This window comes from Novosphingobium sp. FG90 (assembly GCF_057808725.1).
In genome coordinates, this window is sequence record NZ_JBMDIO010000009.1 from 53,718 (window position 1) to 71,920 (window position 18,203).

The 18,203-nt window shown below is 65.9% G+C and carries 15 protein-coding genes; 6 read left to right on the top strand and 9 right to left on the bottom strand.

What is annotated here, in order from left to right; translation table 11 throughout:
• Positions 1-177 precede the first annotated feature (177 nt).
• On the bottom strand, positions 178-2,961 hold the full coding sequence (locus tag ACODRZ_RS10565) for a TonB-dependent receptor (RefSeq protein ID WP_488970436.1): 2,784 nt from the start codon (positions 2,959-2,961) through the stop codon (positions 178-180).
• 276 nt (positions 2,962-3,237) lie between these two features.
• Here ACODRZ_RS10565 and ACODRZ_RS10570 point away from each other — a divergent pair, with 276 nt between their 5' ends.
• The 3 genes from ACODRZ_RS10570 (at position 3,238) to ACODRZ_RS10580 (ending at position 7,130) form a co-directional block, all read left to right on the top strand.
• Positions 3,238-4,272 (top strand): LacI family DNA-binding transcriptional regulator, encoded by a 1,035-nt coding sequence (locus ACODRZ_RS10570; RefSeq protein ID WP_488970437.1) that lies wholly within the window; start codon positions 3,238-3,240, stop codon positions 4,270-4,272.
• Positions 4,273-4,383: 111 nt separating this feature from the next.
• On the top strand, positions 4,384-5,880 hold the full coding sequence (locus ACODRZ_RS10575; RefSeq protein WP_488970567.1) for an MFS transporter: 1,497 nt from the start codon (positions 4,384-4,386) through the stop codon (positions 5,878-5,880).
• A 92-nt stretch (positions 5,881-5,972) separates the two neighbouring features.
• The gene (locus ACODRZ_RS10580; protein ID WP_488970438.1) at positions 5,973-7,130 is read left to right on the top strand and encodes an isovaleryl-CoA dehydrogenase; all 1,158 of its coding nucleotides are present in this window, start codon (positions 5,973-5,975) and stop codon (positions 7,128-7,130) included.
• A gap of 4 nt (positions 7,131-7,134) precedes the next feature.
• Here ACODRZ_RS10580 and ACODRZ_RS10585 read toward each other — a convergent pair whose 3' ends face one another.
• From ACODRZ_RS10585 to ACODRZ_RS10605, 5 genes are all read right to left on the bottom strand, one after another.
• The gene (locus ACODRZ_RS10585) at positions 7,135-8,286 is read right to left on the bottom strand and encodes an NmrA family NAD(P)-binding protein (RefSeq protein WP_488970439.1); all 1,152 of its coding nucleotides are present in this window, start codon (positions 8,284-8,286) and stop codon (positions 7,135-7,137) included.
• Between the two features lie 99 nt (positions 8,287-8,385).
• Entirely contained in the window at positions 8,386-9,009 is a 624-nt protein-coding gene (locus ACODRZ_RS10590) for an ATP-binding cassette domain-containing protein (protein WP_488970440.1), read from the bottom strand.
• The gene (gene modB / locus ACODRZ_RS10595; protein WP_488970441.1) at positions 8,999-9,700 is read right to left on the bottom strand and encodes a molybdate ABC transporter permease subunit; all 702 of its coding nucleotides are present in this window, start codon (positions 9,698-9,700) and stop codon (positions 8,999-9,001) included. Before modB ends, ACODRZ_RS10590 begins: the two co-directional genes overlap by 11 nt.
• Before the next feature lie 8 nt (positions 9,701-9,708).
• Positions 9,709-10,485 carry a molybdate ABC transporter substrate-binding protein gene (gene modA / locus ACODRZ_RS10600; protein ID WP_488970442.1) on the bottom strand — a complete coding sequence of 259 codons (777 nt, stop codon included), beginning with the start codon at positions 10,483-10,485 and terminating at the stop codon, positions 9,709-9,711.
• Positions 10,486-10,590: 105 nt separating this feature from the next.
• Positions 10,591-10,971, bottom strand: coding sequence for a winged helix-turn-helix domain-containing protein (locus ACODRZ_RS10605; protein WP_488970443.1), 381 nt, complete (start codon positions 10,969-10,971; stop codon positions 10,591-10,593).
• A 548-nt stretch (positions 10,972-11,519) separates the two neighbouring features.
• Between ACODRZ_RS10605 and ACODRZ_RS10610 the strand changes: the two genes are divergently transcribed.
• Positions 11,520-11,723 carry a hypothetical protein gene (locus ACODRZ_RS10610; RefSeq protein ID WP_488970444.1) on the top strand — a complete coding sequence of 68 codons (204 nt, stop codon included), beginning with the start codon at positions 11,520-11,522 and terminating at the stop codon, positions 11,721-11,723.
• Between the two features lie 153 nt (positions 11,724-11,876).
• Complete coding sequence (locus ACODRZ_RS10615; protein WP_488970445.1) at positions 11,877-12,644, top strand: tyrosine-protein phosphatase; 768 nt, start codon at positions 11,877-11,879, stop codon at positions 12,642-12,644.
• Positions 12,645-12,659: 15 nt separating this feature from the next.
• Here the strand turns inward: ACODRZ_RS10615 and ACODRZ_RS10620 are convergent, their stop codons facing one another.
• Positions 12,660-13,535 carry an alpha/beta fold hydrolase gene (locus tag ACODRZ_RS10620; protein WP_488970446.1) on the bottom strand — a complete coding sequence of 292 codons (876 nt, stop codon included), beginning with the start codon at positions 13,533-13,535 and terminating at the stop codon, positions 12,660-12,662.
• Between the two features lie 147 nt (positions 13,536-13,682).
• On the opposite strand from ACODRZ_RS10620, the gene trxB reads away from it, so the two are divergent.
• Positions 13,683-14,657, top strand: coding sequence for a thioredoxin-disulfide reductase (gene trxB, locus ACODRZ_RS10625; RefSeq protein ID WP_488970447.1), 975 nt, complete (start codon positions 13,683-13,685; stop codon positions 14,655-14,657).
• Between the two features lie 193 nt (positions 14,658-14,850).
• Here the strand turns inward: trxB and ACODRZ_RS10630 are convergent, their stop codons facing one another.
• Both ACODRZ_RS10630 and ACODRZ_RS10635 read right to left on the bottom strand, forming a co-directional pair.
• A complete protein-coding gene (locus ACODRZ_RS10630) occupies positions 14,851-15,396 on the bottom strand; it encodes a SixA phosphatase family protein (RefSeq protein ID WP_488970448.1) in 546 nt (181 codons plus the stop codon).
• 21 nt (positions 15,397-15,417) lie between these two features.
• A complete protein-coding gene (locus ACODRZ_RS10635; protein WP_488970449.1) occupies positions 15,418-18,147 on the bottom strand; it encodes an ATP-dependent DNA helicase in 2,730 nt (909 codons plus the stop codon).
• Positions 18,148-18,203: the final 56 nt, after the last annotated feature.

Sequence of the window (18,203 nt, forward strand, 5' to 3'; positions counted from 1 at the left end):
TGGCGGCATGATGGACCCTGAAACAAGTTCAGGGTCACGTCGATTTTTACGCGGTTTTCGAGACCTCTTGCTGGCAGGGTAGGCGGAACCGTCGAAGGGAGGGATAACTTCGACGGTTCCGCCAGTGTGGCGCCGTTCAGGAGGAGGAGGGTTCCATCCCGGCGCCGGGGGGGTGAGTTAGAACTTATACGTGAAACCGGCCAGGAAACGGCGGCCGTAAGTCTGGTAGTCGATGACCTCGCGGCTATCGCCCGGGTTGGTCGTGATGAACGGCGCGTTGGTCAGGTTCTGGCCCTGCACGTAGAGCGACAGGCCCTCCAGCGCGCTACCGGCCTGGAAGTCGTAGCCGATCTGCGCGTCGACGATGGTTTCCGCAGCCGCGCGGCGACGCACGCGGTTGGCGGCGAAGCCGGAGACTTCACCCAGGAACGTCGAACGGTAGCGTACCGAACCACGCGCGTTGAAGCCCCACTTCTCGAAGTAGGCGGTGCCGTTGGCGACCCACTTCGAATAGCCCGGGAGGTCACCCGAAGGCGAGTCCGGCGTCGCCTGGATCTTGCTCTTGGTATAGGCGACCGAGCCGGTGATCCCGAAGCCGTCCAGTGCGGGCAGGAACGTCTCGAAGGGCAGGGTGGTGGCGATCTCGACGCCGTAGAGCTTGCCGCCCTTGCCGTTGATCGGGACGTTGAGCTGCGCGGTATCCGACACCGGGATGCCCTGGCCCGGGTCCTGCAGCGCGAGGCCGTCGGTGGGTACGGTGAGGTCGGTGTTGTAGATATAGCTCTTCAGGTCCTTCCAGAAGAACTGCGCCGCGATCACGCCCTTGCCGCCGAAGTACTGCTCGATCGTGAAGTCGAGCGCATTGGCGCGCCACGGGCGCAGGTTCGGATTGCCCGAAGAACCGGTGGCCTGCGCCACGCCGTCCGCGATCGTGTAGCTCCAGCTGAGCGAGGCGCGCATGTCGTCGAGGCGCGGACGGATGATCTCGCGCGCGGCGGCGAAGCGGATGACCGTGTCGCTCGGGAAGCGCAGCGAGAGGTTGAGGCTGGGCAGCACGTCGAGGTAGTCGGTGCTGGCCTTGCGCACTTCGCCGCCGATGATCGGCGACCCGTTGGCGGCGGTGCCCAGGTTCACGGCGGTGGCGCCGACCGAGTTCTGGTCCGTCCACTGCGCCTGTACGCCGAAGTTGCCGGTCAGGTGCGCCGAGCCGACTTCGCTGTCGATGTTGCCCTGGAAATAGGCCGTCATCAGGCGTTCGCGGATGGCATAGCTCTTGACGACGACATCGCCGTAGGGGTTGGCGACCTTGTTGTAGATGCCGTCACGCACCAGCGCGGCGGGATCGTAGCTAATCACCGAACCGAGGCCGTACATGCTCAGGTCCGTGCGACCCAACTGGTACTGGCTGGGAACCGGGACACTGACGGTGCCGTCGGTGTTGGCGGCCAGACCCAGGAAGTATTCCTCGGGCACCAGCGACTTGGAGCGGTTGGTGTAGTTCAGGCCGACCTGGAACGAGTGGAGCGGCCCGCTTTCGAACTCGTGCTCGACCTCGGTGCGGAACTGCCAGAGTTCGTCCTTGATCTTGCGGTTGTTGTAGTAGCCGTCCTGACCGTTGATGATCGAGGTGCCATCGGGCGCGATCTGGGTGCCGCCCCAGCCCTGCGGGCTGGTGAGGAGGATCGTGTTATAGTCGCCGTAGTCGAGGCCCGAAGAGAAAATCGAGCCCTTGGTGCCGGTGGTGAAACCGATCGTGTCGTAGGTGCCGATCGTGTTGCGGCCGGTGCCGGCGGTGGTCTCGATGCTCAACTCGCTGCGGTCGGTCTTCGAGTAGCTGGCGTCGAAGAAGGCGTTCCAGCCGTCGTCGCCTTCCCACTTGGTGTTCCAGCCGAACGAATAGAGCTTGGCGTGACGCTGGTAGAGGTCGTTGCGCGCCAGAGCCTTGACGCTGTCGAACTGGCCCGCGGTGACGAGGCCATTCTCTACGGTGGTTGCGGTGAGGACCGGTGCGAAGCCGACCGGGTCCGCGTCCATCGCCAGCGGCATCTCGATGCCGCGCTTGATCTGGTCGTCCTTGAAGTTCGAGTAGAATGCGTCGAGCGTGGTCGTCAGGTTCGGCGCCGGCTGCCACTGCAGGGTGCCGTTGAGGCCCATGCGCTTGAGCTTGGTCGAGGTGACCATCGCCTTGGCACCGCCGATCACGCGATCGCCATTGGCGAGGTCGCTATAGCCCCAGGCGTTGTATTCTTTGATCTGGTAGGGCTCGTTGTTGTAGCTGGCGCCAAGGGCAATGCCGATGGTGTCGTCGGCGAACTGATCGACGTACATCGCGTTGGCACGGTAGCCCATGTCGTCCGACTTGGCGTTCAGCTTACCCAGATCGGCATAAGAGCCGCGTGCGCCGACCGAGATAATGCGCTTGCCCGCTTCGAGTGGACGGATCGTGCGCATGTCCACGGTGCCCGACAGCCCCTGGCCGACGAGGCTGGCCATCGGCGTCTTGTAGACGTTGACGGCGCTGACGACTTCAGACGGATACTGGTCGTACTCGACGGCGCGGTTGTCGCCGGTCGAGGTCTGCTCGCGGCCGTTCAGCAGCGTGGTCGAGAAGTCCGGCGCGAAGCCGCGGATGGCGATCGAGTTCGAGCGGCCGTTGACGCGCTGCGAGGTCAGGCCCGGCAGGCGGGCGATCGATTCCGCGATCGAGGCGTCAGGCAGCTTGCCGATATCCTCGGCCGAGACGCTTTCGACGATCTGTTCGGCATTGCGCTTCTGGTTGATCGCGTTGAGCAGCGATGCGCGGTAGCCGGTGACGACGATGGTGTCGGCGCTGGCATTATCTTCTGCCGGTGCGGCGTCCTGCGCCCACGCTGCAGCGGGCAAGGTAGCTGCAATCATTGCAGCAGCGATGGCCATGCGGGACGAAGTGCCCACGGCCGAAAACTCGTTACGAAGCGACATTGGGTGTCCTCCCCTGTATCAGCCGGGACAGCACACCTGGCGCCCGGCATCTCCTCCTGATGAGCCCGTGCATTTCTGCCGCGACTCCATTCGACCCCCCTTGCTTAAGGCGGTCCTACGTTGCGCATAATATGGCATACGTATACGTAGGTGCCGGAGGGGGACGCGGCGTGGCTTCCATGCAACGCCTGATATCCCGCATAACTACGTGATTACGTGCAGATAGCTATCCGGTGTCATGGCATTGTTGCGGCGCAGCATCGGGTGGAGGAGACCATGGGACGCAAGCCGACCAACCGCCCGACCAGCTTCGACATCGCTTATCGCGCGGGTGTATCGCAGCCCACGGTCAGTCGCGCGCTGCGCGGGAGCAAGTCGGTCAGCGCCGCCACGCGCGAGCGGATCGAGGCGATCGCACGCGAACTGAACTACTCGGTGGACAAGAATGCCTCGTCGCTGCGGTCCCAGCGTTCGAACACGATCGCGCTGTTGTTCTTCGAGGAGCAGTCACCCGATGATTCCAAGATCAATCCGTTCTTCCTCGCCATGCTCGGCGCGATCACGCGCGAGTGTGCCAATCGGGGGCTGGACCTGCTGATCTCGTTTCAGAAGCTGGAGGACGACTGGCACGTGCGCTATCAGGACAGCCACCGCGCCGACGGCCTGATCCTGCTCGGCTACGGGGATTACAAGATTTACGAGAGCCGCCTGAGGCAGCTTGTCGGTCAGGGCACGCACTTCGTGCGCTGGGGGAGCGTGGACGAGGTCAATATCGGCGCCACGGTGGGCTCCGATAACCTCGGCGCCGGGCGTCTGGCGGGGGAGCATCTGCTTGGTCTGGGACGCCGGCGCATCGTCTTTCTCGGGCAGGCGGATGAGCACTATCCCGAGTTCGCCGACCGCTACCGGGGCCTGTGCGATGCGCTGACGGCGGCGGGTGTCGATATCGATCCGCACCTGCAGCGCGACGTGGTGAATCTTGAGGATATGGGCCATGCCGTCATGCATGAGGTGATCGCCGAAGGGCTGGCCTTCGACGCGGTCTTCGCCGCCAGCGATCTCATCGCCATCGGAGCGATGCGCGCGCTGGCGGAAGCGGGGCTTTCGATCCCCGGCGACGTGGCGGTGATGGGCTTCGACGACCTCCCCGCCGCCAGCATGACCAACCCGCCGCTGACCACTGTAATGCAGGATATCAAGCGCGCGGGCGTCGTTCTGGTGGAAACGCTGGTGGCGCAGATCGAGGCGGACGAGGCGGAATCACGGACCTTGCCGACGCGGCTGGTAGCCCGGCGCAGTACGAAGGGCTGATTGCCGCGCATTCGTATGCATGTTGTCGCACCCGGCACATCATGCGAGGCGGACGGACTGCGCGGCGTCAATCCGCGAGTTTAGGGAAGGGACGCGATGACGGCTGCTACCATGGACAAGCCCCGGCAGGGCTGGGCGGGGCTGTGGAACATCAGCTTCGGCTTCTTCGGCATCCAGATCGGCTTCGCTTTGCAGAACGCCAACATGAGCCGCGTCTTCCAGTCGCTCGGATCGGGGATCGACGATCTCCCAGCACTTTGGGTCGCCGCGCCGCTGACGGGCCTGCTGGTCCAGCCCATCGTCGGCCACATGTCCGACCGGACGTGGCTCGGGCGCCTTGGGCGCCGCCGTCCGTACTTCCTCGCCGGTGCCGTGCTGGCGACGATCGCGCTGCTGGCGATGCCGGAGAGCGCCGGGTCCTCGTCCGGCCTGCTGATGGCGGCGTTGCTGCTGTGGATGCTCGACGCCAGCCTTAACGTCTCGATGGAACCCTTCCGCGCTTTCGTCGGCGATATGCTGCGCAAGGACCAGCATACGGCGGGTTATGCGGTGCAGACCGCCTTCATCGGCGCGGGCGCGGTGGTTGGTTCGCTGTTTCCTTATGCGCTGGAGCACTTCGGCGTCTCCAATGCGGCGGCGCTCGGGGAAATTCCCGATACGGTGCGCTACAGCTTCTGGGCCGGAGGACTGGCGCTGCTGGCCGCCGTGCTCTGGACGGTGCTGACGACGCGCGAATATTCGCCCGAGGAGCAGGCGGCGTTCGGGGACGCGCAGGAAGCCGAAAGCGCCAGTGCCGCAGCACTCGCCGGACGCCCGATCTGGGGCGGGTTGCCGTGGATCGTGGCAGGCGCTGTCGTCGCCGCAGTCGTCAAGGCATGGGCTCTGGAGAAGGAAGTCTATCTTCTTGCCGCGCTCCTTGCGGGCTATGGCATCGCCATCATCGCCGCCATCGGCCTCGCCCGCTCGGGTCGCAGCGCCTCGATGCTGGCGGGGATCGTCGGTGACTTCGCGGGAATGCCGCCGCTCATGAAGAAGCTCGCCTTCGTGCAGTTCTTCAGCTGGTCGGCGCTGTTCATCATGTGGATCAACACCACGCCGGTAGTGGCGCAGTACTACTTCGGATCAGCCGACCCCGCCAGCGCGGCCTATCAGGAAGCGGGCAACTGGGTCGGCGTGCTGTTTTCTGTCTACAATGGCGTCGCGGCCATCGCCGCGCTGGCGTTGCTGCCGATGCTTTCGGCGCGGCTGGGCAAGGCGCGGACGCATGCGCTGTGCCTCGTGGCTGGGGCGCTGGGCTTTGCCGGGTTTCTGATGCTGCGTGACCCGAAGGCGCTCATCGTCTGCGAGATCGGTATTGGTATTGCCTGGGCCTCGATCCTCGCGATGCCTTACGCCATCCTCGCGAGCAGCCTGCCGCAGTCCAAGCTCGGCATCTACATGGGCCTGTTCAACGTCTTCGTGGTGCTGCCGCAGCTGCTGGTCGCGACGGTGATGGGCTCGATCATGAAGGCCTTCTTCCCTGGCCAGCCGGTCTGGACGATGGCCTTTGCGGCGGGCACTCTGCTGGTCGCGGCGCTCGCCTCGCTACGGATCGGTGCGGAGACATAATTGCGCGACCGCTCGTAATATTCCATCTTCGCGCTGCATCGATATTGCTCTAGGAGCGTTGCAAAGATCAGGCAGCCAGAGGAGAGGAACCCATGCGCGCCACCCCCGATTTCGACTTCGCCCTTGGCGAAAGCGCGCAGATGATCCGCGAAAGCGTCTCCCGCTTCGCCGACGAGCGCATTGCCCCCATCGCTGCGAAAGTGGATGCCGAGGACTGGTTCCCGCGCGATCTCTGGCCGGAAATGGGCACACTGGGGCTCCACGGCCTGACGGTCGAGGAAGAGTGGGGCGGCATCGGCCTCGGCTACCTCGAACACGTCATCGCGGTGGAGGAGGTCAGCCGCGCATCGGCCTCGGTCGGGCTGTCCTACGGCGCGCATTCGAACTTGTGCGTCAACCAGATCCGCCGCTGGGGCACCGAGGAACAGAAGGCGAAGTACCTGCCGAAGCTGATCTCGGGCGAGCATGTCGGCAGTCTCGCGATGTCCGAGGTGGGCGCCGGTTCCGATGTTGTGGGCATGAAGCTTCGCGCCGATGCGGTCGCAGGCGGCTTCCGCCTCAACGGCACCAAGTTCTGGATCACCAACGGCACTTATGCCGATACCTTGGTCGTCTACGCCAAGACCGGCGAGGGATCGAAAGGCATCACCGCCTTCCTGATCGAGAAGGGCATGGCTGGCTTCTCCATCGGCCAGAAGATCGACAAGATGGGGATGCGCGGCTCGCCCACGTGCGAACTCGTGTTCGACGACTGCTTCGTGCCCGAGGAGAACGTGATGGGGCCGCTGCACGGCGGCGTCGGCGTACTGATGAGCGGCCTCGATTACGAGCGCGTCGTGCTGGCGGGCCTGCAACTGGGCATCATGCAGGCGTGCCTCGACACCGTCATTCCCTACCTTCGCGAGCGCAAGCAGTTCGGCAAGCCGATCGGCGCGTTCCAGCTCATGCAGGCCAAGGTCGCGGACATGTACGTCGCGTTGCAGTCCGCCCGCGCCTATGTCTATGCCGTGGCGCGCGCCTGTGATGCCGGGCAGACCACGCGCTTCGACGCGGCTGGTGCGATCCTGCTGGCGAGCGAGAATGCCTTCCGCGTCTCGGGCGAGGCTGTGCAGGCGCTTGGCGGCGCCGGCTACACGAAGGACTGGCCGGTCGAACGTTACCTGCGCGATGCCAAGTTGCTCGACATCGGCGCAGGCACGAATGAAATCCGACGCATGCTCATCGGCCGCGAACTGATCGGCGCGGCCTGAGCCTTCAAGCGCCGAGGCTGCGGCGCACGTAGTCCTCGAAGCTGGTGGGCTCGCGGCCCAGCAGCCAGCGCAGCGCGGCCGGGTTGCCCCGACCGCCGCTGCGAGCCTGCCAGGCATTGAGGCTGCTCACCGCGTCGGCGACGTAGGCGAAGGCAGGTCCTGCCGTCTCGAGCCCTGCGACGAGCTCCGCCACGGGCAGTTCCCCGGCGATTACCGGATGGCCACTTACCGTGGTGACGAGTGCCGCAATCTCCGCTGTGCTGAGGGTCTCGTCGCTCGCCAGATCATAGGTGGCGAGGGCATGCCCGTCCTCGCTGGCGACCTTGGCCACGACTTCGGCCAGATCGGCCATGTCGAGATAGCCTTGCCGTGTCGCCAGCGGGAAGGGCAGGTCCAGCGCACCTGCTGCCAGTACGGCGGCAATGTCGATATTCTGCATATAGGTTTGCGGGCGCAGCACGGTCCACTCGAGCCGGGATTCTGCGAGATAGGCTTCGACCGCCAGCTTTGCGGCATGGCCGGGCACGCTGGTGACCTGTGCATGCAGAGCCGAGACGTAGATGAAGCGCGAGACGCCTGCGGCGACCGCGGCATCGATCATGCCGGTGCCCATTGCCGCTTCTCGCGGGTGGAAGGCGGGCGCGTAATGGATGACGAGGTCGACGCCCTCCACCGCTCGGGCGCGGTCTGCCGGGTTTTCAAGATCGCCGGTCAGGCAGATGATGGAATGCGCTTCACGTGTGCCGGTGTCCAGGTGACCTGGCACCGTCTCGATCGCGCGCGAAACCGCGAAGCTGCCTTCGAGAGGGTCGACGACCACTTCCATCGCGCGTTTCTTGGCGCTGCCGGTATCCAGATGGCCAGGCACGGTTTCGATGGCACGGGCCTTGGCGCCGCCGGTATCGAGATGGCCAGGCACGGCTTCTATGGCACGTACCCTGGCGCCGCCGGTGTCGAGATGGCCGGGCACGGTTTCGATGGCGCGTGCCTTGGCGCTGCCGATGTCGAGGTGACCGGGCACGGTCTCGATGGCGCGTGCCGGCTCCTGCGGATAGCGGCACAAGCCCCTGATGTCGGCATCGGGATCGCGGCCGCGCAGGGTGTCGATAACATGCCGGCCTGTCCGGCCCGTCGGTCCCACCACCAGAATGCGCATTGATTCCCTCCATTTTTCCGCGCGACGCGCATACGCGCACGCCTCGCGCGCGAGAACTGACAAGTCCCGTTACCAGCCTTGCCGCACTGTCGGTTCTCGTCAATCGGCCCGCAGAGAAACCTCAACGATCGTCTGTGCGAGGCGCTCGACTTCGGCGCGGTCGTGGCTGACGTAGAGGATCGGCAGGCGCAGTTCGTCTCGAATGCGTTCGATAAGTCGCAGGATTTCTTCGCGCCGCGCTCCGTCAACAGAGGCCAGCGGTTCGTCCATCAGCAGGAATTCGGGTGCGGACAGCAACGCACGGCCGATCGCGACCCGCTGGGCTTCGCCGCCGGACAGGGTCGCAGGCATACGCTCCAGCAGCCCGGCAATTCCAAGGAGGTCGAGCGTATGAGCCCAGTCGAGGGTGGCTCCTTGCCTGCGGCCGAACTCCAGATTACGGCGGACCGAGCGGTGCGGGAACAGGCGCAAGTCCTGGAAGACATAGCCGCAGCGGCGCTGCTCGGGCTTGAGATCGATGCGGGCGGCGCTGTCGAAGAGGGGGGCTCCAGCCACGACGATACGGCCCTCGGTGGGTCGCAACAGGCCTGCGACAGCATCGAGCAGGCTCGTCTTGCCCGCGCCAGAGGGGCCGAAGAGGGCGGTCAGTCCTGTTCCGGCAGCAAAGGCATACCGCAGAGGCCGACCGCCGCGTGACAGGGTGAAGGCAATGTCAAATGACATGGCGGCCTTTCTCCTGACCGCTGCGGCGGGCAAGCCATTCGGACAGCACGAGTGCAGCAACCGACAGCAGTACGGACAGGCCGGCCAGGCGCGCCACCTGCAGGTCCGAGCCCGGCACCTGCAATGCGCTGTAGATGGCAAGGGGGAGTGTCTGCGTCTCGCCCGGAATGTTCGAGGCGAAAGTGATGGTGGCTCCGAATTCACCCACCGATCGCGCGAAGCCGAGCACCAGCGCTGCCAGTACGCCGTTCAGGCTGAGGGGCAGCGTCACCGTCACGAACGTGCGCCATGGTCCCGCACCCAGGGTGCGCGCGGCATTCTCCAGTCGGCGATCGACGCCTTCCAGCGAGAGTCGCATCGCGCGGACCATCAGCGGCAGCGCCATGACGGCAGCGGCAAGCGCCGCGCCGGTCCAGCGGAACAGGAACGTCAGTCCGAAGGCACGTTCAAGGAAACCGCCGAGCGGTGCGTTCGGACTAAAGGCGAGCAGCAGCAGCCAGCCGGTCACCACCGGGGGCAGTACCAGCGGCAGATGAACCAACGCATCGACCAGTACCTTGCCCGGAAAGCGCAAGCGCGCCAGCACCCAGGCGAGCGCGAAAGCGACCGGCAGCGCCGCTGCCATGGCGACGGCGCCAACCTTGAGAGAGAGGATCAGAACCTCCCATTCGGCCGGTGAAAGAGGACTCACGTGGAGGCTTACTTGGTCCCGAAGCCGAAGCGGCGGAAAACCGCCTTGCCTTCAGCGGAAACCAGAAAGCGCCGGAAAGCTTCGCCCTCGGGATTGCGAGATGAGGAGAGCGTGGCGACAGGGTAACTGATCGGATCGTGGCTCGATGGCGGAAAAATGCCTACCACGCGCACGCCCTGGTCGGCGCGGGCATCAGTCGCATAGACGATACCGAGCGGCGCGGCGCCCCTGCTCACCAGAGCGAGCGCACCGCGCACGCTGTCGCCCGGGGCGAGCCGGTCCTGCACTGAAGCCCAGACACCTAGTCGGGTGAGCGCCTGCTTGCCGTAGATACCTGCCGGAACTGCGGCTGGATCGGCGATTGCCAGTCTTCCGTTGCCGAGCGTCCGCGCCAGATGCATGCCGCGCCCGACCTTCAGGCGGACGTTGCTCGCACGCGGGGCGATCAGGACGAGTTCGTTGCGCAGGAACGACACGCGGGTGCCCTTGCGCACCAGCCCCTTGCCCTGGACGTCATCCATCCACGGCTCGTCAGCGGACACGAACAGATCGGCCGGGGCGCCCGAGGCGATCTGCCGTGCGAGCGCCGAAGATGCCGCGAAGGAAATGCGCGGGCGCGGATGGCCCTTTCGTGCCCAGGCATCGGCGGCGGCATTCATCGATTCCTGCAGGCTCGCTGCAGCCAGGACCAGAGGTGGCTGGCCACCCGAGGCGGCGCTCAGGGGAGCGGCGGCTCCGGACAGGACGGCCAATGCCGCCAGCAGCAGCGCCACGAACTTGCGCATCAGAAATCTCCGGGAGAACATACTGTATCCGACAGTATATCGGGGGTAGTCGAATGCAAGCCGCAGCCTGTCCAAACCTTCCGGCCGTTCAGGCGTTGCGGACCATCAAACCTTTTGCGACGCTCGCGGTTCGGGCATCAGCCAGGATGCAAGCGCGTCATAGTCGGGACCGTGCGCTGCCTGGGCAATGCCGTCCTGAAGAGCCCGGTAATGGGTTAATACCGCATCTCCAAGTTCGGTCAGGCGCGCGCCGCTGGTAGCTGCGCGGCCGGGCGCCGTCTGGACCAGCGGAGCATCCCAGCACCGATTCATGACGTCTACAAGCAACCATGCCCTGCGGTAACTCATCGCCATCGCACGAGCGGCAGCGGAGATGGATCCGTGCTCCCGGATGGCGTCGAGAAGGTCGGCCTTGCCCGGGCCCATCGCGATCTCCGCGCCGGAGTGGATCTGGATCTTGATCTTCAGGCGCGGTGGGACGGTCATGCTCTGGTACGTAGAACCAAGGTACGCCGGCAGCAAGATGGCGCGAAGCTGAACGAATCGAAGCTATCTGCGTCGCGCGAATCACCTGAGCCTTGCCGAACCACGGTTCAGCGGAAATTGCGCCTCGTTCTGCTTTTTGGTCCTGAGCTGTCCGGCTACCCCGTCTGCCCTGTGGCGCCGCCGTGCATTGGTGTTGCCATGCCGCAAAACCTGCCCTGCGCTGCCGGGCAACGATTGCACTTAAGTCGCTTTTCCGGGGCTTGGGCATGTTTTGCACCGCAATAATACCCTCTACCTTACTGGTGCGGATATTTCGCCATATGGCACGAAAATTACCTTCTGAATGAGTATAATATCGCCGCCGCATCGGGGATTAAAATGATGTGATGTGTTCGGGATATTCTGGAACAAAGCGACGGATTCTGGTAGTGCTTATCCCAGGAAACAAATGGGAGTGACGTCAAGAGGCGCACCCTTTCGGAATTGATCTGGGCGAACACGGCGCATCAACCACGCCGGAGAACCGCCTCGGCAATTGAGGATGCGTTATGAAGGTCGCTGACGACAATATTATCCGTTTCGAACCTATGTCCGATGGTGGACGGGATTTTCCCGCACGACTGTCTGCAGGAATGGTCTACGCCGCGCAGCGGATGGATCGGGGCGAAGAGCATGACGGGCGCGGGCTGACGATCGCGATCCTGCTCTGCATGGCCTGCTGGGCGGCCCTGGGATATTTCCTGCTCGCCTGAACCGATCTGGCTTGCGGCCTTCCTCTCATCCCTTCCGCGATCATCGTCCTCTCCGGACGCTTGCGGCCCTGTTCCGAATCATCTCTGGGAGGTAGGGGTCGGCCGGTAGCCGGCAGTATGCGAGATGACGTGGGCCATTCGAACGACCGTGTCATGACCCTAAAGGGCGTGCACAATTTCCGCGATGCAGGGGGCTATTCCCTGCCTTCGGGTGGACGGATCAGGCGCCGGACGATCTGGCGCTCCGGCCAGCATCATGGCGCCAGCGACGCGGATCTGGAGCGTATCGCAACCCTGAAGCTGGCAAGTGTGTTCGATTTACGCACCTCGAAGGAACGCACGGTGCACCCTTGTCGCCGACCGCCCGGCTTTGCGGCCAGGATCGTCGTCGCGGCCGACCCCGAATTGCGCCATGCCCCGCATCTGGCAGCTGCCCAGACGACCCGGCAGCGGACGGTTGAGTCGACACATGAAAGTCTGAAGCGCAATTACGAGGGCATCTGCTTCCGACCGGAATTGCAGGCCATGATCCGCAGCTGGCTTGACGAACTGGCACGCGCCGAAGGCCCCAGTCTCGTAAACTGCATGGCGGGCAAGGATCGCACGGGGATCGCAGTCGCCATGCTCCATGCCGCGCTGGGCGTGCATCGCGACGACATCATGGCAGACTACCTGCTGACCAACAGCGCCGGCGATGTCGAGGCGCGGATCGCTTCCGGAGCGGAAACGATCAGGGCCATCACCGGTCATCTCGACGATGCCGTCCTGCGCGTCCTGATGGGCGTCGAGGCGGAGTACCTGCAAGCGGCCTGGGCGGCGATCGAGGAGCGCTGCGGCAGCCTCGACGCCTATCTGGAAGAGGTACTGACCCTCACGCCTGCCAAACGCGACAGGCTTCGGGAGGTGCTGGGCGAGGATTGAGCCCGGCGGTCCCGGTCAGCCCAGGAATGCCTTCACGTCGGCCATGAACCGGTCGAACTGGTCGTGGTGCAGCCAGTGTCCGGCATTCTCGTACTCCACCAGCTTTGCCGACGGGAAATACTCCATCCGTCCGTCGCCTGCCGGACTGCTGGCGAAGCTGTTCCTGCCCCACAGCATCAGCATGGGGCAGGTAATCGCTTCCCACAGCTCGATGATGTGGTCGGTCGGCAGGTCCGAGGCCGTCCAGACGTTCAGGTAGTTGTCGAACTTCCAGCTCCAGGTGCCGTCCTCGTTGCGGGTGGCGCCGTGGATGGTGAGGTGGCGCGCCTGCTCGTCCGTCAGGAAGCCGTTCTCCTCCTTCATGCGCTGGTAGGCGTCGCGCAGGGAGGCGTACTTGCGCACCGTGCGGCCCGAGGCCTTGCGCTTGTCCTCCACCCATTTGCGTAAGCGTGGTCCGGCGCCTTCGCTCTCCTGCTCGCGCCGCATCGCGGGCGGCGGGCCGAGGCCTTCGATGTTGACGAACTTCGACACTTTCTCGGGGAACAGCCCGGTAAAGCGCGTGGCGATGTTGCCGCCCAGCGAATGCGCCACGATGGTCACCTGATCGTGGCCGAGCGTGTGGATCAACTGCGCGAAGTCGTAGACGAAGGCGTCCATGCCGTAGTGCCCTTCCGGGCTCCATTCGCTGTCGCCGTGACCGCGCAGGTCCGGGCAGATGACGTGCCAGTCGCGGCGCAGTTCCTCGGCCACCCAGTCCCAGCTGCGGCAATGGTCGCGCCCGCCGTGCTGCAGGATCAACGGCGGGGCATCCGGGTTGCCCCAGTCGACATAGTGCAGGCGCAGGCGCTGTGAGACGAAACGGTTCGAGGTGGGGCCAAGCTGGTTCTTCATCCTCGTTGGATGGGGACGGCGCGCGCCGAGGTCAATCCGCTGCCGAAATTGCGGGGATGAAAGTAAAGCTTGCGCGCCGTACAGCTTGGCGATCCGGGCGCGAGCCCCTATCTCCGCCGCCAAGGATTTCACGCGAGAGTTCAAGACATGGCGACCACGCACAAGACCCGCATGCTGATTATCGGTTCCGGCCCGGCCGGACTTTCCGCCGCCATCTATGGCGCGCGTGCGGGTATGGAGCCGATCGTGGTGCAGGGCCTGCAGCCTGGCGGCCAGCTGACCATCACCACCGATGTCGAGAACTATCCCGGCTTTCGCGAGGTCATCCAGGGCCCCTGGCTGATGCAGGAAATGGAAGCGCAGGCGGTCCACGTCGGCACCCGCATGATGTGGGACACGATTACCAGCGTCGACCTTTCCGGCGATACCTTCGTCGCGACCGGCGACGGCGGCGACATTTACGAGGGCGACACCCTCGTCATCGCCACCGGCGCACAGGCCAAGTGGCTGGGCGTCCCCGGCGAGCAGGAGCTTTCGGGCAAGGGCGTCTCGGCCTGCGCTACGTGCGACGGGTTCTTCTATCGCGGCAAGAAGGTGGTCGTGATCGGCGGCGGCAACACCGCGGTCGAGGAAGCGCTCTACCTCACCAACCATGCGACCGAGGTGGTGCTGGTCCACCGCCGCGATTCGCTGCGTTCGGAGAAGATCCTGCAGGACCGCCTCTTCGCGCACCCCAAGATCACGACGGTCTGGAACAAGAAGGTCGACCGCTTCCTCGCCGGTGAGAACGGCGCCTTGCGCGCTCTAGCGCTGACCGACACGGTGACCGGCGAGCAGAGCGAGCTGCTGGCCGACGGCGCCTTCGTCGCGATCGGCCACGCGCCCGCGACCGAGCTGTTCAAGGGCAAGCTGGCGATGGACGACACCGGCTACCTGATCGTCGAGGCCGGTACGCCGCGCACCGAGATACCTGGCGTCTATGCAGCGGGCGACGTTTCGGATCACGTCTACCGTCAGGCGATCACGGCGGCGGGCGCAGGCTGCATGGCCGCGCTCGATGCCGAGCGCTATCTGGCGGAAAAGCTGCACCTCGCGGGGATCACCGAGACGGTGCAGGGCTGATCCGGCGCGGGGAGGGCGATGCTCTTCCCGTTCGCAGCAAAACACCCGTCATCCCAGCGAAGGCTGGGACCGCTGGCAGTGCTTGAGGCGAAACCTCTCGTCGAGGTGCCCTGACGCTGGCTCACGCCTAACGATTGGCCAGCGGTCCCAGCCTTCGCTGGGATGACGGGTGCTTGTACGCCTTGGTGCGCGCTTACTCGGTCAGGCTCGGCCCGAGCGAAGGATCGAGATCGCGCGGCCGCACCAGATGCGTCAGCCGCCCGCAGCCCTCGCGAAGCTGCGACCAGTGCTCGATGTCCAGTTCCACCACGGCATAGGCGGCAGTGGGGAACTTGTCCTCGACCACATCGCGCAACGGACTGGAGCCGTCATCGGGCACGAGATCGAAGATCAGATCCTCAAGCCCCGGATTATGCCCGACCAGCAGGATCGAGCGCGGGTCCGAATCCTGATCCTTCAGCACATCGATCAGCGCCGCCGAACTGGCGAGGTAGATGCGCCGGTCCCAGGTGACGGGCGGCGTCTCGCCCGCCGCTTCCCCGGCGAGCTCGATCGTTTGCGTCACGCGCACGGCGGGCGAGGCGAGGATGTATCTCCAGCCGACGCCGTGTTCGAGGATGTGCTTGCCCATCACCCCCGCACCCACCCGGCCGCGCTTGTTGAGCGGCCGGTCGAAGTCGCGAAGGCGCGCGTCGGTCCAGTCCGATTTGGCGTGGCGGAAGATGCCGAGGATTTTCATGGGGCAAACTCTTTCAGCGGATCAGGATAGCGACTGCGAGTCTTCCGCCCGGTCCGCTGCGGCTCCTTGAGCATGACCGGCCACGCGCTGTAAAGCCTCCTCCAGCGTAACGCGCCGGATCGGTGTGCCTGCCGGGAAGGCGGAGAGCAGGCGCGAGGGGAACGCGGGCGAGAGCACGACGAAGTGCCCCCGGTCTTCGCGGCTGCGGATGAGGCGGCCGAACGCCTGCGCCAGCTTGGCCCGGATCAGCGTATCGTCATACGCGCTGCCGCCGTTCGCGAGGCGCCGCGCGCGGTGCAGGATCGTCGGGCGGGGCCAGGGCACCTGTTCCATGACGACGAGGCGCAGGGAGTCGCCCTGAACGTCCACTCCGTCACGTAGGGCATCGGTGCCGAGCAGCGAGGCGGCGGGATCGTCGCGGAAGATATCGACCAGTGTGCCGGTGTCGATCGGATCGACGTGCTGCGCATAAAGCGGCAGTCCTCCGCGCGCGAGCCGGTCGGCGATGCGGCCATAGACCGCGCGCAGCCGCCGGATCGCGGTGAACAGGCCCAGCACGCCGCCGCGCGACGTCTCGATAAGGCGACCGAACGCGGCGGAGAGGGCGGGGATGTCGCCCTTGGGCACGTCGGTGACGATCAGCACTTCGGCCTGTGTCGCGTAGTCGAACGGGCTCTGGTGGATCGAGAGGCGCGGCATCACCTCGATGTTCGGCGCGCCGGAGCGGGCGATGGCCTTGGCCCAGTCCTCGCCGTCGCGCAGCGTGGCCGAAGTCATGACGACGCCGTGCGCCGGTTCGAGCACGACTTGCGCGAAGGGCTTCATCGGATCGAGCCAGCGGCGATGGATGCCGATGTCGAACTCGCGCGCCTCCGATCGATCGACGGCGAGCCAGTCGACGTATTCGGGATCGGCCGGGCCGCCCATGCGGTCGAGCAGCGATTCCCACGCGCCCAGCGTATCGACCCGCCATGTCAGGGAATGGCGTGCTCCTTCGATGCGGGCGCGGCCCGGTCCATCGAGCCAGTCGGGCGGCTCCTCCAGCAGCGCTTCGAGGCGCATGCCGAGGCGGATCAGTGGTTGCCGCAGTTCCGCCAGCGCCATGCGGGCGGCCTGCGCCACTTCTACGAACGAGCCTTCGAGGCTGGCAGCTTCGGTTTCGAGGCCGTAACCGGCTTCCTGTCCGCCGCTTTCGTCGCGGGCGTAGACGGTGGCGCGCACGGCCGCGAGCAGTTCCTCCAGCGGCCCGGAGGCGGCGTTCTCGGCGATGCGTCCCATCCAGCCGTCGCCGGGGAGCGCCTCGGCGGCTTCGCGCGCGGCGGCGATCGCCTTGGCGCCAGCCTCATCATAGCTGGCGACGTCGGCAAGGCGGGCGGAGAGGCCACGGCGGCGGCCCTTGGAGGCTTTCTCCGGGCCGATCACCCAGCGGCGCAGTTCGATCGCCTCGGCCCCGGTGAGTGCGGCGGCGAAAGTGGAGTCGGCGGCGTCGAAGACGTGGTGGCCTTCGTCGAACACCACGCGGGTCGGACGGGACGCCTGATCGCGTCCTCGCGCGGCGTTGACCATGACGAGCGCATGATTGCCGATCACGAGGTCGGCGCCGACGCTGGCGCGGGTGGCGCGCTCGATGAAGCACTTCCGGTAATGCGGGCACCCGGCATAGACGCATTCGCCGCGCCGGTCGGTCAGCGCCGCGATGCCGCGCTGGCGGAACAGGGTGCCGAGCCAGCCGGGCAGGTCGCCGCCAATCATGTCGCCGTCCTGCGAATAGGCCGCCCAGCGCGCCACCAGCTGCGCAAGGATCGCGGCGCGGCCGTTGAAGCCGCCCTGCAGCGCATCTTCGAGGTTCAGGAGGCACAAGTAGTTCTCGCGCCCCTTGCGCACTACGACCGGACGGGTGCCGTCGGCGCGTCGCTCGGGCCAGGCGCGGCGGCTTTCGGCCCGGAGCTGGCGTTGCAGCGCCTTGGTGTAGGTGGAGACCCAGACGGTGCCGCCCGCCTTCTCTGTCCACAGCGAGGTGGGGGCGAGGTAGCCCAGCGTCTTGCCGATCCCGGTGCCTGCCTGCGCCAGCAGCACGTGCGGACGGCCCGAACGCTCGCGCGGGGCGAAGGCGTGGGCGGTTTCCACCGCATAGGCGCGCTGGCCGGGGCGCTGCTCGGCGGTGCTGCCGGTGAGGCTGGCGAGCCGCTGCAGGACTTCCTCGTCCTCCAGCACGACCTGCCGGGGCTGGGGGACTTCGGGGGTTTCCTCCCATTCGGGCAGGCGGGTGAACAGCCAGCGTTCGGCGCGTTCGGGCTTGCGGATGCGGCCCGTCAGCAGCGTGGCCCAGGGCCAGCGCATCCTCACCAGCGACTGCAGCGAGGTCCATGCGCCCTCGCGTTCGGACCAGGCGCCGTTCTCGCACATGTCGAGCAGGGCGCCGGCCGCTTCCTGCAGCAGGCGCGGTACATCGGAATCGCCCTCCGGCTCGGCGAGGCCGAGAGCATGGGCAAGGCCCTTGGGGGTCGGTACCACAAAGCGCGCCGGATGGACGAAGGCGTAGAGTTCCAGAAGGTCCAGCCCCGACAGGTCCGGATAGCCCAGCCGTGTCGCCAGCAGGGGCGCGTTGAGGATCAGCAGCGGGGTGTCGGCGGCGGCCATCACCGCCTCGCCCTTGGAAAGAGGGCGGGTGCCGAGGCCCGTCAGATCCTTCTCGCGCAGCCAGCAGCCGCCATGACTGGCGTGGAGGGCAGGGAGGGGCAGGGCGGCCATGGCCTCTCATTAGGCACGGGGGGAGGAATTGGAAACGCCGGGCTCTCGCGCTCCAC